This window comes from uncultured Tateyamaria sp., assembly GCF_947503385.1.
GTDB lineage: Bacteria > Pseudomonadota > Alphaproteobacteria > Rhodobacterales > Rhodobacteraceae > Tateyamaria.
Genome location: NZ_CANNDO010000004.1, coordinates 371,717 through 398,285, shown reverse-complemented (window position 1 = coordinate 398,285; position 26,569 = coordinate 371,717). Strand labels below are relative to the sequence as shown.

The 26,569-nt window shown below is 64.3% G+C and carries 27 protein-coding genes; 19 read left to right on the top strand and 8 right to left on the bottom strand.

Annotation, left to right across the window (positions count from 1 at the left end; genetic code table 11):
- Positions 1 to 206: hypothetical protein (locus Q1A85_RS15805; RefSeq protein WP_299691432.1), on the bottom strand; the 206-nt coding region annotated here is incomplete at its 3' end.
- A 164-nt stretch (positions 207 to 370) separates the two neighbouring features.
- Here Q1A85_RS15805 and Q1A85_RS15800 point away from each other — a divergent pair.
- From Q1A85_RS15800 to Q1A85_RS15780, 5 genes are all read left to right on the top strand, one after another.
- The gene (locus Q1A85_RS15800) at positions 371 to 1,132 is read left to right on the top strand and encodes a uracil-DNA glycosylase (protein ID WP_299691429.1); all 762 of its coding nucleotides are present in this window, start codon (positions 371 to 373) and stop codon (positions 1,130 to 1,132) included.
- The gene (locus tag Q1A85_RS15795) at positions 1,125 to 1,733 is read left to right on the top strand and encodes a LysE family translocator (protein ID WP_299691426.1); all 609 of its coding nucleotides are present in this window, start codon (positions 1,125 to 1,127) and stop codon (positions 1,731 to 1,733) included. The genes Q1A85_RS15800 and Q1A85_RS15795 overlap by 8 nt, the downstream gene beginning before the upstream one ends.
- Complete coding sequence (moaB, locus tag Q1A85_RS15790; protein WP_299691423.1) at positions 1,730 to 2,272, top strand: molybdenum cofactor biosynthesis protein B; 543 nt, start codon at positions 1,730 to 1,732, stop codon at positions 2,270 to 2,272. Before Q1A85_RS15795 ends, moaB begins: the two co-directional genes overlap by 4 nt.
- Positions 2,273 to 2,367: 95 nt before the next feature.
- Positions 2,368 to 3,822 (top strand): HlyD family efflux transporter periplasmic adaptor subunit, encoded by a 1,455-nt coding sequence (locus tag Q1A85_RS15785; protein ID WP_299691478.1) that lies wholly within the window; start codon positions 2,368 to 2,370, stop codon positions 3,820 to 3,822.
- Between the two features lie 3 nt (positions 3,823 to 3,825).
- A complete protein-coding gene (locus tag Q1A85_RS15780) occupies positions 3,826 to 7,458 on the top strand; it encodes an efflux RND transporter permease subunit (protein WP_299691420.1) in 3,633 nt (1,210 codons plus the stop codon).
- Here the strand turns inward: Q1A85_RS15780 and Q1A85_RS15775 are convergent.
- Positions 7,455 to 8,273 carry a protein-disulfide reductase DsbD domain-containing protein gene (locus Q1A85_RS15775; RefSeq protein WP_299691417.1) on the bottom strand — a complete coding sequence of 273 codons (819 nt, stop codon included), beginning with the start codon at positions 8,271 to 8,273 and terminating at the stop codon, positions 7,455 to 7,457. The two genes, Q1A85_RS15780 and Q1A85_RS15775, sit on opposite strands and share 4 nt — an antisense overlap.
- 152 nt (positions 8,274 to 8,425) lie before the next feature.
- Here Q1A85_RS15775 and Q1A85_RS15770 point away from each other — a divergent pair, with 152 nt between their 5' ends.
- The gene (locus Q1A85_RS15770) at positions 8,426 to 8,980 is read left to right on the top strand and encodes a YqgE/AlgH family protein (protein WP_299691476.1); all 555 of its coding nucleotides are present in this window, start codon (positions 8,426 to 8,428) and stop codon (positions 8,978 to 8,980) included.
- Here Q1A85_RS15770 and Q1A85_RS15765 read toward each other — a convergent pair.
- On the bottom strand, positions 8,977 to 9,903 hold the full coding sequence (locus Q1A85_RS15765) for an L-threonylcarbamoyladenylate synthase (RefSeq protein WP_299691415.1): 927 nt from the start codon (positions 9,901 to 9,903) through the stop codon (positions 8,977 to 8,979). The two genes, Q1A85_RS15770 and Q1A85_RS15765, sit on opposite strands and share 4 nt — an antisense overlap.
- Before the next feature lie 136 nt (positions 9,904 to 10,039).
- On the opposite strand from Q1A85_RS15765, the gene Q1A85_RS15760 reads away from it, so the two are divergent.
- From Q1A85_RS15760 to Q1A85_RS15740, 5 genes are read left to right on the top strand one after another with little or no spacing between them, the layout of a single operon-like run.
- Positions 10,040 to 11,746, top strand: a complete 1,707-nt coding sequence (locus Q1A85_RS15760) for an acyl-CoA dehydrogenase (RefSeq protein WP_299691412.1) — start codon at positions 10,040 to 10,042, stop codon at positions 11,744 to 11,746.
- Positions 11,746 to 12,792 carry an MBL fold metallo-hydrolase gene (locus Q1A85_RS15755; RefSeq protein WP_299691410.1) on the top strand — a complete coding sequence of 349 codons (1,047 nt, stop codon included), beginning with the start codon at positions 11,746 to 11,748 and terminating at the stop codon, positions 12,790 to 12,792. Before Q1A85_RS15760 ends, Q1A85_RS15755 begins: the two co-directional genes overlap by 1 nt.
- Before the next feature lie 3 nt (positions 12,793 to 12,795).
- Complete coding sequence (locus Q1A85_RS15750; RefSeq protein ID WP_299691407.1) at positions 12,796 to 13,296, top strand: DUF6173 family protein; 501 nt, start codon at positions 12,796 to 12,798, stop codon at positions 13,294 to 13,296.
- 40 nt (positions 13,297 to 13,336) lie between these two features.
- Complete coding sequence (locus tag Q1A85_RS15745; RefSeq protein ID WP_299691404.1) at positions 13,337 to 13,471, top strand: aa3-type cytochrome c oxidase subunit IV; 135 nt, start codon at positions 13,337 to 13,339, stop codon at positions 13,469 to 13,471.
- 30 nt (positions 13,472 to 13,501) lie between these two features.
- On the top strand, positions 13,502 to 14,113 hold the full coding sequence (locus Q1A85_RS15740) for a hypothetical protein (RefSeq protein ID WP_299691401.1): 612 nt from the start codon (positions 13,502 to 13,504) through the stop codon (positions 14,111 to 14,113).
- 54 nt (positions 14,114 to 14,167) lie between these two features.
- On the opposite strand, the gene Q1A85_RS15735 is transcribed toward Q1A85_RS15740, so the two are convergent.
- Together Q1A85_RS15735 and Q1A85_RS15730 are read right to left on the bottom strand one after the other, a co-directional pair.
- Positions 14,168 to 14,491 (bottom strand): AzlD domain-containing protein, encoded by a 324-nt coding sequence (locus tag Q1A85_RS15735; RefSeq protein WP_299691398.1) that lies wholly within the window; start codon positions 14,489 to 14,491, stop codon positions 14,168 to 14,170.
- Positions 14,488 to 15,198 carry an AzlC family ABC transporter permease gene (locus tag Q1A85_RS15730; protein WP_299691395.1) on the bottom strand — a complete coding sequence of 237 codons (711 nt, stop codon included), beginning with the start codon at positions 15,196 to 15,198 and terminating at the stop codon, positions 14,488 to 14,490. The genes Q1A85_RS15735 and Q1A85_RS15730 overlap by 4 nt, the downstream gene beginning before the upstream one ends.
- A 51-nt stretch (positions 15,199 to 15,249) precedes the next feature.
- On the opposite strand from Q1A85_RS15730, the gene Q1A85_RS15725 reads away from it, so the two are divergent.
- Genes Q1A85_RS15725 through glp form a run of 4 tightly spaced genes read left to right on the top strand, consistent with a single transcriptional unit; the run spans position 15,250 to position 19,293 of the window.
- A complete protein-coding gene (locus tag Q1A85_RS15725) occupies positions 15,250 to 16,101 on the top strand; it encodes a formate dehydrogenase accessory sulfurtransferase FdhD (protein WP_299691392.1) in 852 nt (283 codons plus the stop codon).
- Positions 16,098 to 16,700, top strand: a complete 603-nt coding sequence (gene mobA / locus Q1A85_RS15720; protein ID WP_299691389.1) for a molybdenum cofactor guanylyltransferase MobA — start codon at positions 16,098 to 16,100, stop codon at positions 16,698 to 16,700. The genes Q1A85_RS15725 and mobA overlap by 4 nt, the downstream gene beginning before the upstream one ends.
- Positions 16,697 to 17,188 (top strand): molybdopterin-guanine dinucleotide biosynthesis protein B, encoded by a 492-nt coding sequence (gene mobB, locus Q1A85_RS15715; RefSeq protein ID WP_299691386.1) that lies wholly within the window; start codon positions 16,697 to 16,699, stop codon positions 17,186 to 17,188. The genes mobA and mobB overlap by 4 nt, the downstream gene beginning before the upstream one ends.
- Entirely contained in the window at positions 17,185 to 19,293 is a 2,109-nt protein-coding gene (gene glp / locus Q1A85_RS15710; RefSeq protein WP_299691383.1) for a gephyrin-like molybdotransferase Glp, read from the top strand. The genes mobB and glp overlap by 4 nt, the downstream gene beginning before the upstream one ends.
- Here the strand turns inward: glp and Q1A85_RS15705 are convergent.
- Positions 19,290 to 20,192, bottom strand: a complete 903-nt coding sequence (locus tag Q1A85_RS15705) for a lytic transglycosylase domain-containing protein (RefSeq protein ID WP_299691380.1) — start codon at positions 20,190 to 20,192, stop codon at positions 19,290 to 19,292. The two genes, glp and Q1A85_RS15705, sit on opposite strands and share 4 nt — an antisense overlap.
- A 50-nt stretch (positions 20,193 to 20,242) precedes the next feature.
- Here Q1A85_RS15705 and ftsY point away from each other — a divergent pair, with 50 nt between their 5' ends.
- From ftsY to Q1A85_RS15690, 3 genes are all read left to right on the top strand, one after another.
- Complete coding sequence (gene ftsY / locus Q1A85_RS15700) at positions 20,243 to 21,670, top strand: signal recognition particle-docking protein FtsY (protein ID WP_299691377.1); 1,428 nt, start codon at positions 20,243 to 20,245, stop codon at positions 21,668 to 21,670.
- A gap of 97 nt (positions 21,671 to 21,767) precedes the next feature.
- Positions 21,768 to 22,670 carry an EamA family transporter gene (locus Q1A85_RS15695; RefSeq protein ID WP_299691374.1) on the top strand — a complete coding sequence of 301 codons (903 nt, stop codon included), beginning with the start codon at positions 21,768 to 21,770 and terminating at the stop codon, positions 22,668 to 22,670.
- 13 nt (positions 22,671 to 22,683) lie between these two features.
- On the top strand, positions 22,684 to 23,298 hold the full coding sequence (locus Q1A85_RS15690) for an inner membrane-spanning protein YciB (RefSeq protein ID WP_299691371.1): 615 nt from the start codon (positions 22,684 to 22,686) through the stop codon (positions 23,296 to 23,298).
- A gap of 85 nt (positions 23,299 to 23,383) precedes the next feature.
- On the opposite strand, the gene Q1A85_RS15685 is transcribed toward Q1A85_RS15690, so the two are convergent.
- Both Q1A85_RS15685 and Q1A85_RS15680 read right to left on the bottom strand, forming a co-directional pair.
- A complete protein-coding gene (locus Q1A85_RS15685) occupies positions 23,384 to 24,070 on the bottom strand; it encodes a glutathione S-transferase N-terminal domain-containing protein (RefSeq protein ID WP_299691368.1) in 687 nt (228 codons plus the stop codon).
- Positions 24,071 to 24,095: 25 nt separating this feature from the next.
- Positions 24,096 to 25,031, bottom strand: coding sequence for an alpha/beta hydrolase (locus Q1A85_RS15680; protein ID WP_299691365.1), 936 nt, complete (start codon positions 25,029 to 25,031; stop codon positions 24,096 to 24,098).
- Between the two features lie 293 nt (positions 25,032 to 25,324).
- Between Q1A85_RS15680 and metZ the strand changes: the two genes are divergently transcribed.
- The gene (gene metZ, locus Q1A85_RS15675; protein WP_299691362.1) at positions 25,325 to 26,512 is read left to right on the top strand and encodes an O-succinylhomoserine sulfhydrylase; all 1,188 of its coding nucleotides are present in this window, start codon (positions 25,325 to 25,327) and stop codon (positions 26,510 to 26,512) included.
- Positions 26,513 to 26,569 lie beyond the last annotated feature (57 nt).

Here is a 26,569-nt window from a genome sequence, read left to right as displayed (position 1 = left end):
GACACTCGAAGCCCGGCGCTTGCATCACCGACAGCACGCCGCATCATCAAGCCAACCAGATGAGCCAAACTCTCTCTTAGTTTAGGCCGCCATTGGCACCAAAAACCCTGACGACGGACAGGTTTTTCTTCAATCTCCGGCCAATTTTTTCTGAAGCTAAAAATGATGGCAGAGATCGTCCGGGCGTCACGACACAAGAACAGCATGTCTTTGTTTGAATTTTCTCCTGTGATGAGCGGGAAAATCGCGGCAGCTTGCTGCGTGGGGTGCAGGTGGCGGATCGGCCCTCTGGGGGGATTTATTGCGGACAGAGACGGGGCGGGGCGCGAGGAGGAATTCAGCTTTGGCCGCAACTGGATTAGGGTGCGATATGGATTCGGTTGAATATCACGCGGCGCTGTCGGCGCTGGCCTGGCAGGTGGAACTGGGCGCGGACGAGTGTATCGGGGATGCGCCGGTCAACCGCTATGACGTGCCGCCGCCTGCGCCCAAGCCTGTACCGGCCACAGTCGCACCGGATGGGCCGGTCGCACCACGTTCCGAGGACCCGGTGGCGGTGGCCCGTGCGGCAGCAGAGGCGGCGCAGGATCTGCCTGCCTTGAAGGCGGCACTGGCGGGGTATGCGCATTGTGAGTTGAAGCGGGGGGCGCGCAACCTCGTCTTTTCAGACGGGGTGCCGGGCGCGCGGGTGATGATCGTGGGCGAAGCGCCCGGACGGGACGAGGACCGCGAGGGCAAGCCGTTTGTGGGCCGGGCGGGGCAGCTTTTGGACAAGATGCTGGGCGCGATTGACCTGAGCCGCGAGGCGTCCGTCTATATCACCAACGTGCTGCCGTGGCGTCCGCCGCAGAACCGCGACCCCAAGCCCGAAGAGATCGCGATGATGCAGCCGTTTCTGTATCGCCACATCGCGTTGGCGGACCCGGATGTGCTCGTGATCGTGGGCAACCATGCCTGTCAGGCGCTGCTGGGCAAACGGGGCATCACCCGGCTGCGCGGCGACTGGACGCAAGCACAGGGCAAGCCTGCGATCCCGATGTTCCACCCGGCCTATCTGCTGCGCAACCCGGCCGCCAAGCGCGAGGCGTGGGCGGACCTGCTCAGCCTCAAGGCGCGGTTGCGCGATGGTTGATCCCGTCCTTTTGCTGGCGTTCATCCCTGCAGGGCTGGCGCTGAACCTGACGCCCGGTGCCGACATGATGTTCTGTCTGGGACAAGGCTTGCGGGCCGGACCACGGGCGGCGATGGCTGCGAGCGCGGGCATATCGCTGGGCGCATTTGTCCACACGGGGCTTGCGGGGCTGGGCCTTGGGGCGCTGGTGGCCACGGTGCCTGCGGCGTTCGAGGTGATCCGCTGGATTGGCGTGGCCTACCTGCTGTGGCTGGCGGTGCAGACCCTGCGCCACCACAGCCGCGCCGAGGTCACTGCGGCCACCCCGCGCCGGGCGTTTCGCGCAGGCTGTGTCGTGAACCTGACCAACCCCAAGGTGATCCTGTTCGTGCTGGCCTTTGTGCCGCAATTCGTGAACCCCGCCGCGGGCCCCGTGCTGGTGCAGTTCCTGATCTTTGGCGCGTTGATGGCGCTGGGCGGGTTCCTGATCAACGGCGCGGTGGGCGTGTTCGCAAGTGGCGCCGGGCGCAGGCTGGCGCAGGGCAGCCGCGTGCTGGACTATATCTCGGCCAGTGTCTTTGGTGCGTTGGCCGTCCGTCTTGCCATTCTGGAGCGCACATGAGCCGTATCGACGAAACCCTTGATTTCATTCCTATTCGAATTGCCGTCCTCACGGTCAGCGACACCCGCAATCTGGACGATGACCGTTCGGGTGACGTGTTGGTGGCGCGCCTGACCGATGCGGGGCACACCCTTGCCGACCGGAAAATTGTGCCAGACGAGCGCGACCAGATTGCCGCACAGCTGCGCAAGTGGTGCGACGATCCCAAGATTGACGTGGTGATGTCCACCGGTGGCACGGGGCTGACCGGGCGCGATGTGACGGTCGAGGCGCATCGCGACATCTACGAAAAGGAAATCGACGCTTTTGGGACTGTCTTCACCATGGTGTCGATGCAAAAGATCGGGACCAGCGCGGTTCAAAGCCGCGCCACGGGCGGCGTGCGCAATGGCACGTACCTCTTTGCGCTGCCGGGCAGTCCGGGCGCGTGCAAGGATGCCTGGGACGAAATTCTGGCGCGCCAGCTCGATTACCGCCACCGGCCCTGCAACTTTGTGGAAATTTTGCCACGTCTGGACGAACATCAGCGACGGAAATAGCGCGGCTTTGCGTAACAGTATTGTTGCTTGGTATATTCTGGCGCGGCCCTACGTTATGAGAACGCTTAGCCGCAATGGATAGAGGCCTGAATTTCGTGCGTTTTTTGCGACAAAGCCTGATGGGATTGGTGCTGGCGGCCCTGTCGCTGGGCCTGCTGGCTTTTGCCGTGCAGATGGTGGGCAGCGCCATTCAGGCGCAATTGGCGCTGGAACAGACCAAGCCGCCCGCGCGGGAACGGGTGTTTGCCGTCAGCGTTGTGCGCGCCGAACCAAGGACCGAGACGCCGGTGCTGGAAAGTTTTGGCGAGGTGCGCAGCCGCCGCACGCTTGAGCTGCGTGCCGCCGCGACGGGCCGTGTGATCGAACTGTCGGATGTGTTCGAAGACGGTGGTGAGGTCACGGCGGGGCAGGTTCTGTTGCGCATTGATCCTGCCGATGCGCAGGCCGACATGGAGCGGGCAGAGGCCGACCTTCTTGATGCGGAGGCCGAGGTGCGGGACGCCGAGCGCGGCTTGATCCTTGCGCGCGACGAAGAGGCGGCGGCACAGGATCAGGCCAATCTGCGCCAGCGCGCCTTTGTCCGCCAGCAGGATCTGGCGAGCCGTGGCGTGGGCACCGCCGCAGCGGTGGAGGATGCAGAACTGTCCGCGGCCAGCGCGCGCCAGTCGGTCTTGTCGCGCCGTTTGGCGGTGGCGCAGGCAGAGGCGCGGGTGGATCAGGCGCAGACGCGGCTGGCCCGCGCGCGCATCGCGCTCGACGACGCGCAGCGGATGTTGGACGACACCACCGTCACCGCCCCGTTTGACGGCACGCTGAGCGCCACGGACGTGGTGCAGGGACGTCTGATCGCCGCCAATGAAAAACTCGCCGATCTGATCGACCCCGGCGCGCTGGAGGTGTCGTTTCGCGTATCGACAGCGCAGTATTCGCGCATTCTGGGACCCGAAGGGAACCTGATCAATGCGCAGGTCGAGGCCATTCTGGACGTCTCTGGCGTGGATTTGACGGCGCGCGGTGTGATCAGCCGCGCCAGTGCGGGGGTGGGCGAGACGCAGACCGGGCGTCTGGTCTTTGCCCGGCTGGATGCGGCGCCGGGGTTCAAACCGGGGGATTTCGTGACTGTGCAGGTCGAAGAACCGCCGCTGCAACAGGTGATCCGGCTGCCCGCCTCGGCGGTGGATGCGCAGGGCACGGTGCTGGTGCTGGGTGAAGAGGATCGGCTGGAAGCGGTCGAGGTGCAACTGTTGCGCCGTCAGGGCGACGACGTGCTGGTGCGCGGGCGGAACCTTGCCGGTCGTGACGTGGTTGAGGCGCGTTCGCCGCTGCTTGGTGCGGGCATCCGCGTGCGGCCCTTGCGGCCCACGGATGCGGCCCCGTCCGAGCCCGAGATGGTGGAGCTGACGGCAGAGCGGCGCGCGCGCCTTGTCGCCTTTGTCGAGGGCAACCAGAGGATGCCCGCCGAGGCCAAGGCCCGCGTGCTGGCCCGGCTGAGCGAGGACCGCGTGCCTGCGGGCATGGTCGCACGGCTGGAAAGCCGGATGGGGGGCTAGGTCATGGCCCGGCGTCCCTTTGGCATTCCGTCATCCGCCGGGGGCATTTTGGGGTATTTCGTGCGGCACCGCACGGTGGCGAACTTGCTGTTGCTGGTCATGCTGGTGGCCGGGATCGCGTCGATCCCGAACTTGCGGGCGCAGTTCTTTCCGGATGTGATCATCGACAATGTGAGCGTCTCTGTCCAATGGGACGGGGCAGGGGCCGAAGATGTCGATGCGGGCATCGTGCAGGTGCTGGAGCCGGGTTTGCTGTCGGTCGAAGGGGTCGAAAGCTCTTCTGCCCGCTCAACCGAAGGGTCCGCGAGCATCACGCTGGAGTTCGAGCCGGGATGGGACATGGGCCGGGCGGCGGATGACGTGCAGACGGCGGTCGATGCAATCACGACATTGCCCGAAGACGCCGAAGAGCCGACCGTGCGGCGCGGCGCGTGGCGTGACCGGGTGACCGATCTGGTGATCACGGGACCTGTATCACCGGAACAACTGGGCGTGTTTGCGGACGAACTTGTGGCGCGGCTTTTCTCCGAAGGGGTGACACGGACCACGATCCGGGGCGTGGCCGCACCGCAGACGATGGTAGAGGTCCCGTCGCTGCAAATGATCGCCAACGACGTCACCATGGCCGAGATTGCAGCGGCCATCGCGGGCGAGGTGGATGCCGATCCGGCAGGTGACGTGACAGGAGCCAACGCGCGGGTGCGGACCGGGACACAGAAACGCACGCCGGTGGAAATCGGCGGCATCGTGCTGCGGTCCAACTCCGATGGATCCAAGCTGCGCATCCGTGACGTGGCCACGGTCACGCAGTTGGGGGCCAGCCGGGACCGCAGTTACTTTGTGGGTGACAATCCGGCAGTGTCGATCCGTGTGGACCGGTCCAACAAAGGCGATGCCATCGCCATTCAGGGACAGGTCGAGGAGATCGCAGACGCGCTGGAGGCCACGCTGCCCCCCGGTGTCACCATTGAATTGATCCGCACGCGGGCGGAATCCATCACGGCGCGGCTCAACATCCTGATCGACAACGCTGTTGTCGGTCTGGGGCTGGTCATTGCCTTGCTGTTCCTGTTCCTTAATGCGCGTACAGCATTTTGGGTCGCGGCGGGTATCCCCGTGGCCCTGTTTGCCGCCATCGCGCTGATGTATCTGGCCGGTCTGACCATCAACATGGTGTCGCTCTTTGGGCTGATCATCACGCTTGGGATCGTGGTGGACGACGCCATCGTCGTCGGCGAACATGCCGATCACCGCTATCGCACCTATGGCGAGGACCCGCTGACCGCCGCCGAGAATGCTGCGCGGCGCATGTCCATGCCGGTTTTTGCGGCGACGATGACCACGGTCATCGCCTTTTTTGGTCTGCTGGCCGTGGGTGGACGGTTTGGGGATCTGATCGCGGACATCCCTTATACGGTGATCATGGTGCTGATCGCATCGCTCGTCGAATGCTTCCTGATCCTGCCCCATCATATGGGCCATGCCCTGTCCGCCGTGGACAAACCCCGGTTCAGCCGCGTCAGTCTGGCGGTGGCGGTGTTGGCCATTCTGGGCCTCAGCGGGGCGTTTACCGGGGCTGTGGCCTTTGTCCTGTGGCCGGACGCCATGGTGAACTGGCAGGCCATCATGCCCTATCTCGCCATCGGGCCGGGCATTGTTGCGGCGCTGTTTCTGGTGCAGCCGCGCGCCCGCAAACTGGCGTGGCTTACAGCGATGGGCCGCGACGGGCTCGACCTGCCCTCAACCCTTGTCAACGGCGTGTTCATGTGGATCCGCGAACGCCTGTTCCGTCCGTTCATGGCCGGTGTGATCGTTGCGCGTTATGCGGTGCTGGCGGGCGTGGTTGTGGTGCTGGCCACGCAAGTGACCCTGTTCATCAATGGCGACGTGCAATGGCGCTTTTTCAACGCGCCGGAACGCGGATCGGTCACGGGCAATTTCGCCATGGTCGAAGGCGCAACCCGCGCCGACACGCTGGACATGATGCGCGAGATGCAGCGGGCAACCAACGCGCTGGGCGCCGATTATGAGGCACGTTATGGCCGCAACCCCATCGACTATGTCATTGCCGAGATCGGGGGCAATGCGGGTCGCGGCCTGAGCGGCGCGGACAGCAAGGACAATGATCTGCTGGGCGGTATCTCTATCGAGTTGATCGACGCCGATCTGCGGCCCTATTCGTCATTCGCCTTTGTGGCGGAGTTGCAGGACGCTGTGGTGCGCCACCCGCTGGCTGAGACGGTCAGTTTTCGCGGCTGGCGGTCGGGACCGGGGGGCGATGCGCTGGATGTGGCGTTCTTTGGCGCAGACAGCGACACGCTCAAGGCCGCGTCCGAAGACCTCAAGCGGGCTATGTCGCAATACCCGGAGGTCAGCGCGGTCGAGGACAATCTGGCCTATGACAAGGAGGAGTTGATCCTTGATTTGACGGCCCAAGGGCAGGCACTGGGCTTTACCATCGACACGTTGGGCCGTGCCTTGCGCGACCGGCTGAACGGGATTGAGGCCGCGACTTACCCGGACGGACCACGCAGTGCCGAAATCCGGGTTGAACTGCCCGAGGGCGAGCTGACAGCCGATTTTCTGGACCGGACGCAGATGCGCACGCCTGATGGCGAATATGTGCCCCTTGCCGATATCGTGAGCGTTGAGCGGCGCACCGGATTTTCCACCGTCCGGCGTGAAAACGGTCTGCGCCTGATTTCGGTCACAGGCGACATTTCCGAAGACGACCCGGCGCGCGCCACGCTGATCGACGACACACTGCGCGAAACCATCCTGCCGGAGATCGCGGCAAACCGGCAGGTCGAGTACAGGCAGGCGGGGCTGAGCGAGCAGGAGGACCAGTTTCTGAGCGAATCCGGCACCGGGCTGATCCTGTGTCTGACCGGCATTTACCTTGTTCTGGCATGGGTGTTTTCCAGTTGGACCCGGCCCATCGTGGTGATGGCGATCATCCCCTTTGGCCTTGTGGGCACAATCTATGGCCACCACGCGTGGGACGTGCCGCTCAGCATGTTCACCGTGGTGGGGTTGCTGGGCATGACCGGGATTATTATCAACGATTCCATCGTTCTGGTGACGACCATCGACGAATACGCCGCCGAACGCGGGCTGGTGCCGTCGATCATTGATGGTGCGGCGGACCGGCTGCGGCCCGTGATGCTGACCACGTTGACCACGGTGCTGGGGATGACGCCGCTGCTCTATGAGACTTCGCAGCAGGCGCAGTTCCTGAAACCGACGGTGATTACACTGGTCTATGGCCTTGGCTTTGGCATGGTGCTGGTGCTGTTGGTGGTGCCCGCGCTGGTTGCCGTGCAGCACGACGTGAGCCGTCTGATCCAAGCGATGCGGCGGGGGATGATGGCCCCGGCACCGGGCCTGCGCTGGAGCCTTTTGGCGCTGTGGGCCGTTGTGCTGGTCTGGTTCGGGCTGACCTTGGGCTACACGATGGCCACAGGCGGTCTGCTGGCGCAGTTGGCGGCGCTTTTGCCGCCGCTGCCGGACCAGAGCATCGTGCCCGTCGCCTTTGGCCTGTTTGCAGGCGGGGTGATTGCGGTTGGGTTTGTGGCCTATGTGCTGGCGGGCCTCGGCTATCAGATCATGCGGTGGCGCGCGGCGCGCGCGGCCTAACCGGCGGCGGTGCAGCCTTGAATGTCGACGGCGTAGTCACCCCCGAGGATCGTGATCCGCACGTTTGAGCGGTCGATGGAAAAGGCACCGCCATCGGGGTGGATCATCTCGCTGACGGCCACAACCGTGTCACCCTGCCGGGCGGTGCGCGCCTCGCTCACCCAGACGCCGGGCGTGCCGGGTTCGATCACCGCCACTTCGGTGCCGCCGGTGTGGGGCAGGGTCACATGTGCCTCTATCGACATGCCGTGTTCGGTGGGTGCCATGCGGCAGGCCGCGCTGACTACGCCGGCCTCATCGGCGGCGTAGGGCATATCGGACAGGGCCGCCACGATGGCCGGTGTCGGGCTCAGGTCCGCGCTGTCCAGCATCGCGTCGATATGCAGGGTGTGGGGCACACAGACCTCGGCACAGACGCCGATGGACATCTTGGTGCGCAGGCGCACCGGCGCGCCACTGCGTTTCGGGGTGATGTGCATGGGCAGGACCACCTGCCCTGTATAGCCAAGCGACCGCATCCCGTTCTGGTGATAGACCGACGGCGTGGGCCATGACACATCAACATCTGCAATATTGCGCGCGCGGCTCCAGTCAAAATGCGGCGGGATGCCCGCGTCGCCGGGGGCGCGCCAATAGGTCTTCCATCCCGGTTCGAGCGTAAGCCGCACCGCAGCCACACGCCGCCCGTCCGGCAGGGTCCAGCCCTGCAACACCTCTGCGGTCACGGGATCGAAATCCCCGGCAGAAGCGGGCATCGGCAGGGCTGTCAGCGCGGCTAGCGCGGCACCGGACAAAAGACGGTTCAATCGGGTCATGGGCGATAGATGACCTGTCCGGTGATGAAATCCAACTCACGATTCAGTGGGCCGCCTGCCGCCTGCCCGGACCAAGAGGGTTGCCGCCCCGGCGACGGCACTGCATCCTGACGACAAGGACCAAGAGGCAGCACATGGCGGACCCGGAAAAAATGAACCTGACCGGCACATTGCTCGTAGCGATGCCGGCGATGGGCGACCCGCGCTTTGACCGGTCGGTTATCTTGCTGTGCGCCCATTCGGGCGATGGCGCGATGGGGCTGATCGTGAACAAGCCCGCGCCGCAAATGGTTTTGGGCGACCTTCTGGACCAGCTGGACATCAGCTGCGCCACCAAGCTGCGGCAAAAAAAGGTGCATTTCGGTGGTCCGGTGGAGGTGCAGCGCGGCTTTGTCCTGCACGGGGCTGATTATCGGTCGCGCCTGCAATCTCTGGACGTAACGGACGCATTTGCGATGACCGCGACGCTGGATGTTCTTGAGGATATGGCCATCGGGCAGGGGCCGGAACCTGCGCTGGCGATGTTGGGATATGCGGGTTGGGGGCCGGGTCAGCTTGAGGCGGAGATTGCGCGCAATGACTGGTTGACCGCAGAAAGCGACCCGGCGCTGGTGTTTGATACTGACGATGACGAGAAATGGCTGGCCGCTGTGCGCAGCGTCGGGATTGACCCGCTGGGTCTGTCGGGTGAAGCAGGCCGGGCCTAACGCGGTGCTGCCGCGCGCCGCAGACGGTCGTTGATGGCCTGACCCAGACCGTGCTCCGGGATGGGGGCCACGGCAATGTCGCGCCCGGTGGCATCCAGAACGTGCAACGCATCAAACAGCCGTGCGGCGGCCTGCGCCAGATCAGCCGTTTCTGACAGGTTTACGTCACATTCCATCAGACCAAAGCCCAGCATCACCTCACCCTCCCGAGCCTGTGTGGCGTTCAGCCGGACGTGTCCCTGTGGCGCGTAATGCGAGGCAAGCTGCCCCGGTGCGGTGATCTGCGCATCTGGCGGCGCCAGTGGCCCGGTGATCGCCTCAATCCCGGCCACGGGCACACCGCCGGGCCGCAACAGCGCCAGAGGCGCTCCGCCGACAATGGTCGATTCCAGACCCACGGCGCAGGCACCGCCATCGACGATTGCAGCGATGCGGCCACCAAGGCCCGACAGCACATGGGCGGCGGTGGTGGGGCTAATCTGCCCGGACGGATTTGCGGAGGGGGCGGCCAGCGGTCCGCCAAATGCGGCCAGCAGTGCCTGTGCCACCGGGTGGGCGGGCACGCGGACGGCCACCGTGTCCAACTCTGCCGTGACCAGCGATGCGATGCCGTGATCCGGGGCCAGCGGCAACACCATGGTGAAAGGCCCGGGCCAAAAGGCGTCCGCCAGCGCGCGGGCCGTGTCGTCAAACACCGCAATACGTTCGGCGGCGGCCATATTCGGCACGTGTACGATCAACGGGTTAAAGCTGGGCCGGCCCTTGGCCTCAAAAATCCGGGCCACGGCCTGTGGATTGCGGGCATCGCCGCCAAGGCCGTAGACCGTCTCGGTTGGGAAGGCGACCAGCGCGCCGTCCGCCAACAGGTCTGCGGCTGTTTCAAGGCCGGTCGCGGATGTGTCCAGCAGCTGCGTCTTTTTCATGCGCCACGCGTCTTCCGTCAGGTTGTGACGCCGCGTTTGAGTTGCGGCGACCGGTGCGCCCCCGCATCTTGGCATCAAAGACGCCCCTTTACGCGCGTCGCACACGCTTGCCAAGACTGTCCCGGAGACCGCCGCCATGACCTACCGCGCCCCTGTAGACGATTATCGTTTTCTGTTCGATCACGTGGTGGACCTCGCGCAGGTCACCGCGACTGACCGCTTTGCCGAAGCGACGGACGACCTGACCAGCGCGATCCTGACCGAAGCGGGCAAGATGTGCGAAGAGATCATGGCCCCACTGCAACGCCCCGGCGATCTGCATCCCGCGCGGTTGGAAAACGGTGTGGTGCGCACCTCGCCCGGCTATGCCGAGGGCTACCGGGCCATTGCGGAAGGCGGCTGGGTCGGGATGGCGGCAGACCCTGAATACGGCGGCATGGGCCTGCCTATGTCCGTGACCACGGCGGTGAACGAGATGATGAGCGCGGCCTGCCTGTCGCTGCAACTGTCGCCCCTGATGACGCAGGGCCAGATCGAGGCGCTGGAGCATCACGCCTCCGATGAGATCAAGGCGCTGTACCTGCCCAAGCTGATTTCCGGCGAATGGACCGGTACGATGAACCTGACCGAGCCGCAGGCCGGATCCGACGTGGGCGCGCTGTCGTCCAAGGCCGAGGACAATGGCGACGGGACTTACGCCATCACGGGGCAGAAGATTTACATCTCGTGGGGCGACAACGACTTTACCGACAATGTCTGCCATCTGGTGCTGGCGCGCCTGCCGGGCGCACCTGCGGGGACCAAGGGGATTTCCCTGTTCCTTGTGCCGCGCAACATTCCGGATGAAAACGGCAATGCCGGTGTGGCGAACAGTCTGAAAGTGGTCAGCCTAGAGCACAAGATGGGCCTGCACGGCTCGCCCACTTGCGTGATGCAATATGACGGCGCCAAGGGCTGGCTGATCGGGCCCGAAGGCGGCGGCATGGCGGCCATGTTCACAATGATGAACAACGCCCGCCTCGGTGTGGGCGGGCAGGGCGTGGGCGCGGCCGAAGGGGCCTATCAGCACGCGCTGGCCTATGCGCTCGACCGCAAACAGGGCCGCACCGAGGGCGAGACGGGGGCGATCATCGACCACGCGGATGTGCGCCGGATGCTGATGACCATGCGCGCCGACACTTACGCGGCGCGTGGCATCGCGCTCATGTGCGCTGTGGCGATCGACATGACCACGGCGACAGGTGACGAAAAGTGGAAATCCCGCGCCGCGCTGCTGACCCCTATTGCCAAGGCTTTCGGCACGGATATCGGCAACGAAGTGGCGGGCATGGGCATTCAGGTCCACGGCGGCATGGGCTTTGTCGAGGAAACAGGGGCCGCGCAATATGCGCGTGACGTGCGTGTGACCACGATCTACGAAGGCACGAACGGCATTCAGGCCATGGACCTTGTGGCGCGCAAGATGATGGACGGCGGCGAGACGGCGTCGCGCATCTTTGACGAGATCGAAACGGCTGCGGAAGCGGCGCGCAGCACGTTCCCCAAAATGGCAGAAGCCGTTTGGCAGGCGAGCGAAAGCCTGCGTGAAACCACGGAGTGGTTGATTGCGAACAACCACCGCGTCCGGTTTGCCGGGGCGGTGCCCTATCTGCGAGCCTTTGCCCGTGTACTGGGCGGCCATATCCACCTGATGTCTGCGCTGAACGATCAGGGCGGCGTGCATGAAAAGGTGGCGCGCTTTTACATCCAGCGGCTATTGCCAGAACATGACAGCCTGCTTGCGCAGGCGCAGGCGGGCGATTACGACGTCTATGCACTGACACCGGAAGAGTTCGCCGCCTGATGAAAGACACCCCGCCCACCGGCCTCAGATACCCGTGGGCGGAACCACCCGAAAACGGCACCGCGATCGAGGTGGCGCCGGGCGTGCTGTGGTGTCGTCTGCCGCTGCCGATGAAGCTGGACCACGTAAATGTCTACGCGCTGGATGACGGCGACGGCTGGACAGTGATCGACACCGGCTTTGCCTCGGGCAAGACCCGCAAAATGTGGGAGGGGCTGATGGCAGGCCCAATGGGTGGCAAGCCCGTGCGCCGCGTTGTGGTGACCCATCACCACCCGGACCATGTGGGGCTTGCGGGGTGGTTTCAGACCGAACAGGGCGCTGAGTTGCTGATGACGCGCACGGCGTGGCTCATGGCGCGGATGCTGACGCTGGATGTGCAGGATACACCGGTGGAAGAGACGTTGGCGTTCTGGCGCAGCGCGGGCATGGACCAAGCGATGTTGGACCAAAGGGCCAAAGAGCGGCCGTTCAACTTTGGGGATATCGTGGCGCCGATGCCGCTGGGGTATACGCGGCTGCAACAGGGCGGCACGATCAGCATGGGCGGGCGGACATGGGACATCCATATCGGCAATGGTCACGCCCCCGAACACGCCACGTTCTGGAGCCGGGATGACGAATTGGTGCTGGCCGGGGATCAGATCCTGCCCTCCATCAGCCCGAATATCGGGGTCTACGCGACCGAGCCGATGGCCGACCCCATCGGGGACTGGCTGGAGGCGTGCGAACGCTTGCAGGGGCTGGCGCGCGCAGATCATCTGGTGCTGGGCGGGCACAAGCTGCCCTTTACCGGGCTGCCCACGCGGATGCGGCAGTTGATCGACAATCATCACGGGGCATTGGACCGGCTGCTGAAATTCCTCGACACGCCCAAGGCGGCGGGCGACTGCTTTGCCCCGCTGTTCAAGCGGACCATCGGGCTCGGCGAATATGGGCTCGCGCTGGTTGAAGCCATCGCCCATCTGTCCCACCTTTATCAGGAGGGGCGCGCCATTCGGACGCGCCGCGACGACGGGGCGTGGGTGTATCAGCGGGCGGAGTGAGCGATGAGCGACGAGATCAGCACGACAGCCGAAGTGGCGGAGCGGCACGCGATTCCCCGCCAGCACGAGGTGCATTCCGACCCGTCAGCGCGCAACGCGGCGGACCAGCCCCTGCCTGCCGGTGTCAAGAAAACGCCAACCGAAAAGAAAAGCCCGGCACAGTGGGCTTACGAAAGAATGATCCTTTATATCAAGAACTTCGAAGAGAGCCTTGATAACGAACATGAGGTCGCGATGGGGTTCACCGGTGGGGATGCCGGTATCCTGCGGATCGAGGGTATGGGGTATTTCGATCCTGATATCATCACATTTTATGGTTCTGATCCAACGGGTTCCAAGACGCAGTTGGTGCAGCATGTCAGCCAGTTGAGCGTGATGCTGCGCGCCTTGCCCAAGTCGGTGGAAAAGGCGGAACCAACGCGCATCGGGTTCCGGCTGGTGCAGGACCTCGAATCATCTTCGGACCCGCGCGACAAAGACGCAGTGACAGCGCCGCGCGGATAGGCTAATCGGCGGCCAAGCCAATACGGAAAGGGAACATGACATGGCAGAGCACAAACATGGCGACATGGACGTCAAGGAACATGAAAAGATGTTCGACGGTTTCGTGTCTTTCACAACCTGGTCAGTGGTTGCGATTCTGGTTGTCCTGATCGGCATGGCGGTGTTCATCTCCTGATCAAAAGGGAAAGGTCGGGGGACTGGTGTGATGGTGGTACGTGCGTTTGGCGCGCTTGGCGTGTGTGTGATGCTTGCGGCATGTGCAGAGGCGCCGGACATTCCCTATGCCTCTGACGACCGGATCAAGCGGTCAGCCTATCGCGCGCCGGGGCCTGCAACGCTGACGCTGTTTACGATGGTCAGCAACCGGTCGGGGCGGGGCGCGCATTCCGCATTGATGATCAACGGCAGTCAGCGGGTGATCTTTGACCCAGCGGGATCGTTCACCAACGAACGTGTGCCCGAACAGCAAGACGTTTTGTACGGTGTCAGCCCTGCGGTTCTGGCAGGCTACAAAAGCGCGCACGCGCGGCTGACCTTTCACGTGGTGACGCAAACCATCGAAGTCACACCGGAGCAGGCAGAGATTGCCCTGCGGCTGGCCGAGCAGAACGGCGCTGTTGCCGGTGCGTTTTGTACCAATGCGACCACCGGTCTGCTGCGTCAGGTTCCGGGGTTTGGCGACATCAAGCAGACATTCTTTCCGACCAACCTGATGGAACAGATGTCAGGTCGCCCCGGTGTCATCGAAGAGCGGTATTACGAAGATGACGATGGCACCATCATCGACGGTGTCGAGGGAATTGTGATTCCCGACTGACGCTGGCCGGACGCTCTTTGCGCCGTGCGCAAAGACGCCCCGCCCACCGTCCCGTCAGCCCAGCAGATAGACCGCTGCAAAGAGTGTCGCCGCTCCGCATCCGATCGCGACAAACACATTCCGGCTGAGCGCGCCTGCGACCAGCGTCACCACTGCCGCGGCCAGTCGCGAGGGTTCCGTCGCCTCGTCCTGGCCGGAATAGACGACCAGCGGCGCGCACAGCGCGGGCAGGATCGACACCGCCGTGTAACGCAGGTGGCGCAGCATCCAGTCGGGCAGTGGTCTGTCCCCGACAAAGCCCAGAAACGCAAAGCGCAGCAGAAAACTGCCCACGCCAAGGCCGATGATCACCGTCCAAAGTGTGCCTTGGTCGATCATGCGTGCCTGCCTTTCAGCCACAGTTCGGTCTGTGCGCCCACGATCATGCCGCCGATCCCGCCGATCAGCAGGCCAAGCGAATGCGGCACCTCCACCGCCAGCAGGCTCAGAATGATCGCCGTGAGTGCGGCCGCCAGATGCGGCAGGGTGCGCAGCATCGGTGCAACCATCGACAAAAACGCAATCGGCAGCGCGAAATCCAGAGGCAACTCGGCGGGCAGTGCCGTCCCCAGCGCTGCCCCGGCAAAGCTGCATCCGAACCAGAAGATCATCACCAGCGTGCAGCTTCCAAAGTAATATGCCACCCGCTGCGGCACCGACATCTGCGGCACCGCCTCGAACCGGGCATGGCTGAGCGCATAGCTTTGGTCGACCAGCAGGTAGGCCACGAACACCCGTTGCCACAGGGGCGCTGCGCCCAGATAGGGCGTCAGCGCCGCAGAATACATCGCCACCCGCAGGTTCACCGCCAGCGCCGAAATCAGCACGATCACGGTGGGTGCGTTGTCTTGCATCAGTTGCAGTGCGGTAAACTGCGCCGCCCCTGCAATCACAACCAGCGAAAAGGTCATGACCTCGAACAGGTTCAACCCCGCTTCGGTCGCGAGCACACCAAAGAGCACCGCAAAGGGTCCCGCAACGAAGACGAAAGGCGCGCCGTCGCGCAGACCCGCCAGGTAGGCGGATTTGGTGGTGGTCGTTGTCATGGACGGGCTCTATTGTCGGTCTTCGAATGACTTAGCTGTGCGACGAGGGGGATGCAATTGGCTCAGGCTGGCAAAACGGATGGCTACATTATCGCGCCCGACCCGTCCGCGGCGCGGCTGACGCGCGCGGTGCAGGGACATGACGCCAGCGGCGTGGCTGTGACCACGCAAGTGGTCGAAGAGCGGCCTTTGACCATTTTCCTCAACGGGCAGGAAATCGTGACCGCCATGACCATCGGGGACTATCCCGATTATCTGGCCTTGGGGTTCCTGCGCAATCAGAGGATGCTGGCCTCGGACGAGCGGGTCAAGGGCATCGACTATGACGAAGAGCTTGAGACCGTGGTGGTGCGCACCGACCGCCCCACGAACCACGAAGAAAAGCTAAAGAAAAAGACGCGGACCAGCGGCTGTGCCGTGGGCACCGTCTTTGGCGACATGATGGAGGGGTTGGAGGGTGTGCACCTGCCGCAGGTGCCGGTGCATGTCTCGTGGCTTTATACACTGGCGCATGTGATCAACCGAACGCCGTCGCTGTACCTTGAGGCGGGGGCGATCCACGGCACTGTGCTATGCCACCGCGACCGCCCGCTGGTCTACATGGAGGATGTGGGCCGCCACAACGCGGTGGACAAAGTGGCGGGCTGGATGGCGGCCACGGACACCGGGGCGGAGGACAAGATCCTGTACACAACCGGTCGGCTGACCTCGGAAATGGTGATCAAAACGGCGTTGATGGGCATTCCTGTGCTGGTCTCGCGTTCGGGCTTTACCGCGTGGGGTGTGGAGATTGCGCAAGCCGTGGGGCTGACCCTGATCGGGCGGATGCGCGGTGAACGCTTTGTGTGTCTGAGCGGGGACGGCAACCTTGTGCGCGATGCGCAGGCCGGGGCCGCCGAATGAGCGCGCCGCTGGGGGTGATCCTTGCGGGTGGGCAGGCCACCCGGATGGGCGGCGGCGACAAGGGGCGGTTGATGCTGGGCGGGCGCAGTCTGCTGGACCATGTGATTGCCCGGTTCGATCCGCAGGTGTTGGGGCTGGCGCTCAATGCCAATGGGGATGCGGCGCGCTTTGCCGATCTCGGTGTGCCGGTGATTGCCGATTCCATTGATGGGTTTGCAGGCCCTCTGGCAGGGGTGCTGGCCGGTTTGGATTGGGCGGCGACACGTGGCGCCGATACCATCGTGACCGCCGCCGCAGACACGCCGTTTTTCCCCTGTGACCTCGTGCCCCGGCTGCGCATGGCAGCCGAAGGCATGGCGCACCCGCTGGCGCTGGCCGCCACGCCCGACCCCAAGCGGGGCATGGCGCGCCACCCGACATTTGGCCTCTGGCCTGTGGCGCTGCGCGATGATCTGCGCGCGGCCCTGACGGGCGGCGTGCGCAAGGTGGTTCAATGGACCGACCAACACAATGGGCAGGTGGCCGAATTCCCGGACGAGGCTGCGTTTTTCAACGTGAATACGCCGGACGATCTGATTCGGGCCGAGGCGATGCTATGAGAGTGTTTGGAGTTGTGGGCTGGAAAAACGCAGGCAAAACCGGCCTGATGGAGCGGCTGGTGTCCGACATCACGGCTCGCGGCTTTTCGGTGTCGACGGTCAAGCACGCGCATCACAGCTTTGACGTGGATCATCCGGGCAAAGACAGCCACCGGCACCGTGTGGCGGGCGCAAACGAAGTCCTGTTGGCCTCGCGCCAGCGCGTGGCGCTGATGCAAGAGCTGCGCGGCGCGGACGAGCCCAGCCTTGATGATCTGTTGGCCCGGTTGTCGCCGGTCGATCTGGTGCTGGTCGAGGGGTACAAGCGCGACGCGCATCCCAAAGTCGAGGCGCACCGGGCCGAGACGGGCAATCCGTTGATCGCGCCCGAAGACGCGACCGTGCGGGCGGTGGCCAGCGACGTGCCGCTGACCCTTGATCGCCGCGTATTCGATTTGAACGACACCCGCGCGATCGCCGATTTCATTTTGGCCGAGGTTGGGCTGTGACCGGATTTGACACCGTTTTGGTCGCGGATTGGTCGGCGGGCAAGCGCAGCCCGGAACGCCCCTCAAAGGATGCGATTTGGGTCTGTATCGCCCGCGACGGCGTGGCCGAAGACCCGGTGTACCACCGCAACCGCATCGCAGCAGAAGCGTGGATCGCCGATCTGATCCGGGATGAACAGGCTGCGGGGCGCAGGCTGTTGGCGACTTTCGATTTTCCCTTTGGCTATCCGCGCGGTGTGGCGCGGGTTGTGACCGGTCAGGACGATCCCTTTGCCCTGTGGGACTGGTTGGCGGCGCGGATCACCGACGACCCGGCTGGTGCAAACAACCGCTTCGAAGTGGCTGAGGCGCTCAATGCGCTTTTTGACGGGCCCGGCCCTTTCTGGGGCAAGACCCACCGCGACCGCTGGCCCGGCGTGCCCTACCGCAAAGCGGACATCCGCTTTGACCAAGTGGCGGAGCGGCGGCGCTGCGATCACGTTGCGCAGGCGGCATCGAGCTGTTTTCAACTGGCCTTTCCCCCAACGGTGGGCAGTCAGGTGCTGATGGGGCTGCCGATGCTGGCGCGATTGCGGCAGATAGACGGCGTGGCCGTTTGGCCGTTTGAGGCGGCCACCACGCCGGTGGTGCTGGCGGAGATTTGGCCGGGTCTGATCGAACCGGCCGTGCAGGAGGTGATGCAAGCCGCCGAAGGCACGGATGCCATTCGCGACAGGGTGCAGGTGGCGTTGCTGGCGCAGGCCCTGTCGCGCCTGCCGGACGAGACGCTGGCGGCCTGGCTGAATGAGGTGCCGTCTGACGCGCGGGAAGAGGCGTGGATATTGGGGGCAGGGCACGCCGATATCCTTGCCGCCTACGCACGCCCGGTGTTGCGCAATGATTGTTTCGCCTTGCCACCCGGCGTGCATTGGACGCCTGTGGATGCCGCTCTGGAGGATTTGCGTACGCGGTTAAGCCCGGTCACAGCGGTTGAGACGCGGGCCGTGTCGGAGGCTGCGGGCTGCATCCTCGCGGCGCGGGTGCGCGCGGTGCGTGCGCATCCGCCGCTGCCCAATACGGCTGTGGATGGCTACGGGTTTGCCGGTGGGTTGGACGCGGGGCCGCACGCGCTGCCGCTGGTCGCGCAAACGGCTGCGGCAGGGGCGGCACCGGACGTGCTGGTGCCTGCGGGCCAAGCGATCCGCATCCTGACAGGTGCGGCCTTGCCCCAAGGTGTGGACACTGTTGTCTTGCAAGAGGACACGACGGTGACGGACGGCACCGTACACCTGAGCGGACCGATCAAAGCCGGGGCCAACACCCGCAAAGCCGGCGAAGACGTGACCGCCGGGCAGGAACTCGCCGCGGTGGGGCGGCGGCTGACACCTGCCGATCTGGGCCTGTTGACGGCGACGGGTGTGTCGCAGGTCGACGTGCGGCGGCGCTTGCGCGTCGCGATCCTGTCAACCGGAACGGAATTGGTCGAGGCGGGTGCACATGCGGCACCGGGCCAGATCTATGATGCCAACCGACCCATGCTGTTGTCGCAAATCGCCGCCTTGGGCCATGAGCCGGTCGATATGGGCCGTGTCCCAGACGACCGCGATGCCCTGCGCGCCGCTCTGGAGGCTGCCGCGACCCAAGCGGATGTCATCCTGACCAGCGGCGGCGCATCCGCCGGAGACGAAGACCACGTGTCGGCCCTGCTGGCGGAAACCGGGTCCATGGCGCTCTGGCGTGTGGCGATCAAGCCGGGACGCCCGTTGGCGCTTGGGATGTGGGGCGGTGCGCCTGTCTTTGGCCTGCCGGGCAACCCTGTGGCCGCCCTTGTCTGTACGCTGGTCTTTGCGGCCCCGGCCTTGTCGCAACTGGCAGGGGGTGGATGGACCGCCCCACGGGGCTTTGATCTGCCTGCAGCCTTTGAAAAGCGCAAAAAGGCTGGACGCCGGGAATTCCTGCGGGCGCGTGTGCGCGGCGGCGCGGTCGAGGTTTTTGCCTCCGAAGGGTCCGGGCGCATCAGCGGGTTGAGCTGGGCCGATGGGCTGGTCGAGTTGCCGGATGCCGCGCTGCATGTGCGGCGGGGCGATCCGGTGCGCTTCATCCCATGGGCGGGGTTCGGCGGCTAGTCGGGGTTGCGATAGACCCGGCAGGTGCAGCCGCGCCGCGACAGGTCGCGGCACAGGTTGTCGGCCCCCTCGCGGTCCGCACGCCCGATGCGCCCCATCACATAGGGGGGCCGTCCGCGCACGCGGGATTGCACAGGCACATATTCCACACGCTCCGCTGCCACCTGCGGGGCACAGCGCCGGGTCAGCCGCTTGACCGAGGCTTGGGCCTGCGCCCGCGTCTCGCCAAACCCAAGCTGTACGCCCCACCGGCTCCAGCGTGGGGGCGGTGGTCCCAGTGGGCTGACCTTGCGGCGCGCGGCCATGCGCGGGCACGCGGTCATAAACGGCACGTCGCCTTCCAGCGTGAAATCATGCGTATCCGGGGGCGTGTCACGCCACGCTTCAGCCGTCAGCCCGGTGATGATGCGCACATAGTCAACCGTTTCGCGGGCTAGCCCGCCGCCTTGCAGGAACCCGTCTGCGCGCCGTTCTCCACCATTATAGGCGACCGCAGCCAGACCCGGATTGCCATAGCGCCGTTGCAGCGCGCCCAGATAATGCGCCGACCGTTCCACCGCCTCGGCGGGGTTAAAGCTGTCCCTCAGCCCGCGCCGCGTGGCGGTCTGCGGCATGAATTGCGCGATCCCTTGGGCCCCGACCGGACTGACGGCATTGGGATCAAAGCGGCTTTCCTGCCACAAAAGGCGCGCGAAAAACCCGGCATCCAGCAAATGGCGGCGGCTTGCCCCCGCGATATGCTGGCAGGTGTCAAACGCCACGTGGGCAGGGCGAATGCAGGCCACAGGCCCCAATGCTCCGGTCGAGCACAGCGTGCCCGGATCCTGCGCCAACGCCCCGCGCGGCCACACCAACAGGGCAACCAGCATCACGCTTGCCCAAAACTCATACCTTTTCATGGGCGCACACCCGTATTAGGTCAAACCGCAGGACCAAGTATCGGGGCATCATGGCGTTTTTCAAGAAACTCAAGGACCGGCTGTTCAAATCCTCGTCCAAGATCGACGAGGGGCTGGAGGCGATTGTCGAGGATGGTGGTGTCGAAGAGGCCCCCGAACCCCCAGCGCCAAAGCCCGCGCCGGAACCAGAACCGCCTGCGCCAGAGCCTGCACCGGAACCTGAGCCCGTACCAGAACCGCCCGCGCCCGCGCCCGAACCCGTGCCGCAACCCGAACCCCTGCCGGACCCCGAGCCGGAGAGGCCTCCGGTCCCCGAGGTGCCAGAACCGCCACGGGACCCCATCCCTGATCCGACGCCGGTCGAAATGCCGCCAGCGGTCCCAGAACCCATCGCCCCGCCGATACCGGTCGAAATGCCAGCGCCTGTGCCCGAACCGATTGCGCCGCCCACGCCGGTGGAAATCCCACCGCGCGGCGACCTTGAGGGCCCGTCCGAAGCGGCCTCAGCGGTCGCGCAGACCCAAGCGCCCATGGCGCTCGACCCAATCGCCCCGGCGCTGGACGAACCTGCGCCTGCGCAGACGTCCAGCCCGGGTATCCTTGGCCGTATTCTTGGCCGCAAGGACGCGGCTCCGGTGGTGCGACGCACGTTGGATGACGACATGCTCGAACAGCTCGAAGAGCTGCTGATTGCCGCGGATATGGGCGTTGACACAGCCCTGCGCGTCACCGCCAACATGGCCGAGGGGCGCATGGGCCGAAAACTGTCGGTGCGCGAGGTCAAGGAACTGATGGCGCAGGAAATCGCCCGCATCATGGAGCCTGTGGCCAAACCCCTGCCAATCTACCCCCAGCGCCCGCAGGTGGTGCTGGTCGTCGGTGTTAACGGATCGGGCAAGACCACAACAATCGGCAAACTCGCCAGCCAGTTCCGCGCGGCCGGTAAAAAGGTGGTGATTGCCGCAGGCGACACGTTCCGCGCCGCCGCGGTCGAACAATTGCAGGTCTGGGGCGAACGGGCCGGTGTGCCCGTGCTGACCGCGCCCGAAGGGTCCGATCCGGCAAGCCTTGCCTTCGACGCGCTGACAAAGGCACAGGAGGACGGCGCGGACCTGCTGATGATCGACACGGCTGGCCGCCTGCAAAACCGCGGTGACCTGATGGAAGAACTGGCCAAGATCGTCCGCGTGATCCGCAAAAAGGACGAGAGCGCGCCGCACAACACGCTCCTCGTGCTGGACGCCACAACCGGCCAAAACGCCATCACGCAAGTCAAGGTGTTCCAAGAGGTGTCGGACGTGTCCGGCCTTGTGATGACCAAATTGGACGGGACGGCCAAGGGCGGTGTTCTGGTGGCCCTCGCCGACAAGTTCGGCCTGCCCATCCACGCCATCGGAGTGGGCGAACAGATCGATGATCTCTCACCTTTCGATCCCGAAGAGTTTGCCGCAGCCCTGACCGGGCTCGAGGTGGAATGATCCACGTTTCTTCTGACCAGAAATACCACGGGGGGAGGCCGCAGGCCGGGGGGCAGCGCCCCCAACCCCGCTCGCCGCAGGCGCTGATCGTCAGATCATGACCCAATGGCTCGCCAATATCGAAGGGACGGACACAGGCCATAGCGTGGCGCTGGCGCTGGCCCTGCTGGCGGCGTTTCTACACGCCGTGTTCGGCGCGCTGCAAAAGGGGCGCCACGATCCATGGCTGACACGCGGGGCGATTGACGCGTCTTACGGGCTGATGGCTGCCCCTTTTGCGCTGTTTGTCGTGCCGTGGCCCGAGCCGCATATGTGGCCGATCTTTGCGGGCGTGTTTGTGATCCACGTGGTCTACAAATGCCTCCAGGCCTGGGCCTATACCAAAGGCGCGTACACGGTCGTCTATCCCGTGGTGCGCGGCACGGGGCCGCTGTTCACTGTGATAGGCGCATACATCATTTTTGCCGAGACGTTCACGCTGACCCAATGGATGGGGGTCATGGTGCTGCTGGCGGGCATCTTTGGTCTCGCGCTGTACAATCTGATCTTCTTGCAAGCCGAGCGGGACACACTGCCCATGGCTCTTGGCCTTGCGGTGCTCACTGGCCTTTTTGTGGCGCTTTATACGACCTATGACGCTTATGGGATCCGCGCCACGGCGAACCCATTTACCTTTCTGGCGTGGTTTTTCTTTATCGACGGGCTGTTCATGCCGCCTGTGGCTTACGCCCGTTACAGACGTATGGCGAATCCGCCGGCTTTTGGTCCACTGGCCTTACGGGGCATCTTTGGCGGCGTCGTTGCCATTTTCAGCTTTGGCTCCATCATGATGGCCACACGGCTGGACAAGGTGGGCGAGGCGGCGGTGCTGCGCGAAACCTCGACGGTGTTTGCGGCCATTATCGGTTGGCTGGTACTAAAAGAAACGGTAGGACCGCGCAGAATTGCCCTGATGGCGCTGATCGCACTGGGTGCGGTGATCGTGGAAATGGGCGGATAAGAGGCAAGCAGGCATGAGCGACGCGCGCGAGATCAACGGGGTGCTGAAACAGGTGCTGGAACTGGGCCCGCCGGTGGTCTTTTTCCTGATTTACCTGCGCATTCGGGACGACGTGTTCACCTTTGGCGGAACGGAATATTCCGGCTTTATCGTGGCCACCTTGATCTTTGTTCCGATCCTGCTGGTGGCGATGGGCGTTTTGTGGGCGCTGACGGGCAAGCTGAGCCGGATGCAAATCTTCACGGCGTTCATGGTCATCTTCTTTGGCGGGCTGACGGCGTGGTTCAATGACGAGCGGTTCTTCAAGATGAAGACAAGCATCGTCTACGGTTTTTTCGCGCTGCTGCTGGGCATTGGTTTGGCGCGCGGTCAAAGCTGGCTGGCCTATGTGCTCAACGACGCGATGCCGATGCGCCATGAGGGCTGGATGATCCTGACGCGCCGCCTGTGTGCGATGTTTGCGGGACTTGCCGTCGCGAATGAGGTGATCTGGCGTACGATGTCCACGGATGCGTGGGTCAAGATCGAGACATTTGCCTTTCCCATCGCGCTGATCGCGTTCCTGTTTTGGCAGATCACCGCGCTTCAGGGATACCTGATCGAGGACGAGACAGAATCCAAAAGCTGACGTCTCGGCGCGGTCTCAGGTCCGCACAGGGGGGGCGCTAAGCCAGCCGTTGTGCGCCAGTCTACCGGACAGCACCGACGCAGGCTCACTCCTTTTTGCCAAAGAGCGCTGCCTGCCCCTTGGCGTCGTGCTGCGTTTTCCGTTTCTCCGCGTGCAATGCGCGCCCCCGTTGGACAGCCGGGCGGTCGCCCACCGCCTTGAGCCAGCGCGCCATATGTGGCTTGTCGTCCAGCGTCTGGTCCTGACCCTCCCACAGTGACGCCCAAGGCCAGATCGCCATATCGGCAATCGAATAGTCGCCCGCCACATAGTCCTGCTTGGCCAATTGCCGATCCAGCACGCCATATAGCCGCGCGGTCTCGTTCCGGTAGCGGTCCTTGGCATACGGGATGTCATGGCCCATTTGCGGCGCGTATTTCAGAAAGTGGTGCGTCTGACCTGCCATTGGCCCGATGCCGCCCATCTGCCACATCAACCATTGTTCGACAGCGACCCTGTCCCGCTCGGTCGCACCGGCAAATCTCCCTGTCTTGCGGGCAAGATATTGCAGGATCGCCCCGCTTTCGAATATCGAGATGGGCGCGCCGTCCGGGCCATCAGGATCGACAATGGCAGGCATCCGGTTGTTGGGCGAGATTGCCAGAAATGCAGGTTTGTGCTGATCACCCGCCGAGATGTCCACCAGATGCGTGCGATAGGGCAGGCCGAACTCCTCAAGCGCGATGGACGCTTTCCACCCGTTTGGTGTCGGCCAGAAATACAGATCAATCATGTCGCGCCTCTCGCATTGGGAAAGGCTATGATGCCGCTTTCTGAACAACGGGCAAGGACAGGGACAGGCGGGGGGGCGCAAACATGCGTGACCAGCGCGGAGCGAGCACCGGGGGCAGGTTCGCACGCAACCCCGTCAGCGGCACGGTGCCGGGTTCGCGCAAAGCACGGGCGTAGAATTGCAGGGCACCGGGGCGTGTATAGCTTGACCAGTGGCACATGCGCCGCCGGGGCAGGGCGATATGGCCGCCAAAGCGCTGCAATATGTGCAGCGTGCGCGGGCAATCAAGCTGGATATTGACGACGTTGGGCAAGTCCACGCCTGCACCCATCGCGCCGTCTCCGGGGACGGGTGGGGTGGTCAGGCGTTCGTAGAGGAAATCAAACACATCGTTTTCGCGGCTGGTGATGTTGAACAAGTCTGCCGCCCGGCCCGCTGGTGTCTGCAAGGCTGCTGCGGCGCGGCTGGCATAGGTCGCACCCGTCAGGGTCACGATGCGGTCCACGTCTCCGGCTGCGAGGCCATGCAGGGCTTCAAAGATCACTTCACTGCCCATCGAATGTGTGATGGCGTGAATGGGGCGCTCTGGGTTCGCGCTCCGCAGCGCGCGGATCACCTGCACCAGATGTTGGCCTGCGACGCGGGCCGATTGGCTGGCCCGCCCCAAATCGCCGCGCGCGCGCCAGCCAAAGGCGATTGCCAAGCCTTCGGCGCTGGTCTTTTCGCCAAATCCCAATGGGCGCAGCCACGCGCCGTTTGCGCGGCGCGGATGTGCGCCATGGCCAAAGATTGTCACGTGCGGCGAACAGACCGCATCGTCAGGATCATATTTGAACCCGTGGATCAGGATCATCACCGGCCCGGTGCCCGCAGCGGCGCGGCGCAAGGCGGGCAGGGCCGGGGCAGGCGAGCCGTGAAGAGACAGCCCCGTAGGGCGCGCATTCAGTCTCAGGATCGGCATCTCAGCACCTCCTACCACATTTTGTGGTGCCGCTATGAACCAGCCCTATGACGGGGACATGAAATTTGAGTTACAGCACCGTGACGGTGTTGACGTGCCACACGGCGCGGCGTACCCCCTGAGATGTGGCGATTTGTAACCGGATTGCGGGCCACCCCGACGTCTCTGCCAGCGGCAGGACGGGTCGGAAAACACCGCTAAAAGGTCAGGATGAAAGCCCCCCTTTCGCTTGACCGCGTCTGGGGGTTTTTTGTGGCCTGACCCCGCATTTCAGGCCCGCGATGGAGTTGATGATGAGCGATGATTGGCATCCCCGCACCCGTGCCGTGCATGGTGGCGTGCGCCGCAGCCAGTACGGTGAGGTGAGCGAAGCGATCTTTTTGACCCAAGGGTTCGTCTATGACAGCGCCGAGGCCGCAGCGCAGCGGTTCGAGGCGGCGGGCGAGGACGAGTTTATCTATGCCCGCTACGGCAATCCGACCGTGGCGATGTTCGAGGACCGCATTGCCGCACTCGAAGGGGCCGAAGACGGCTTTGCCACCGCGTCCGGCATGGCGGCAGTGTCCGGTGCGCTGATGTCCATGCTCAAGGCAGGCGACAGGGTTGTGTCGGCGCGGGCGCTGTTTGGTTCGTGCCTCTACGTGCTCGAAGACATCCTGACCCGCTACGGGGTCCAGGTGGAATTCGTCGACGGCACGGATCTGGACCAGTGGCGCGCGGCGATCTCGCCGGGCACGCGGGCTGTGTTCTTTGAATCGATCTCGAACCCGACGCTGGAGGTGGTGGACATTACTGCCGTCTCGGAACTGGCGCACGCGGTGGGCGCGACGGTGCTGGTCGACAACGTCTTTGCCACGCCGGTCTATTCCGACGCCTTTGCCCAAGGCGCTGACGTGGTCATCTATTCCGCGACCAAGCATATGGACGGGCAGGGGCGCACCTTGGGCGGCGTTATCCTCGGCACCCAAGAGTTCATCCGCAAAACGGTTGAGCCCTACATGAAGCACACCGGCGGTTCCATGTCGCCGTTCACGGCTTGGGTCCTGCTCAAGGGGCTTGAGACACTCGATCTGCGGGTGCGTGCGCAGGCGGGTTCCGCCCGTGCATTGGCTGATGCGCTTCAGGGGCACGCGGCTCTGGCGCGGGTGCTCTATCCGGGCCACCCCAGCCATGCCCAGCACGCGCTGGTACAGGCGCAAATGGGCGGATCGGGGGGCACGGTGCTGTCGCTGGACCTCAGCGGCGGGCAGACGGCGGCGTTCAAATTCCTCAACGCGCTGACCATCCCCGTGATTTCCAACAACCTTGGCGATGCCAAATCGATTCTGACCCACCCGGCGACCACCACCCACCAGCGTTTGCCGCAGGATCAGAAGGATGCACTGGGCATCACGCCCGGCCTCGTACGCATGTCCGTAGGCCTTGAAGATGCTGGCGATTTGATTGAAGACGTTATGCAGGCGCTGGAAAAAGCGCAATAAAAGCAATATAGTGCACGATGCAGCCGCAGCATTGCGGCGGCATCTTTCTGGAGGTTT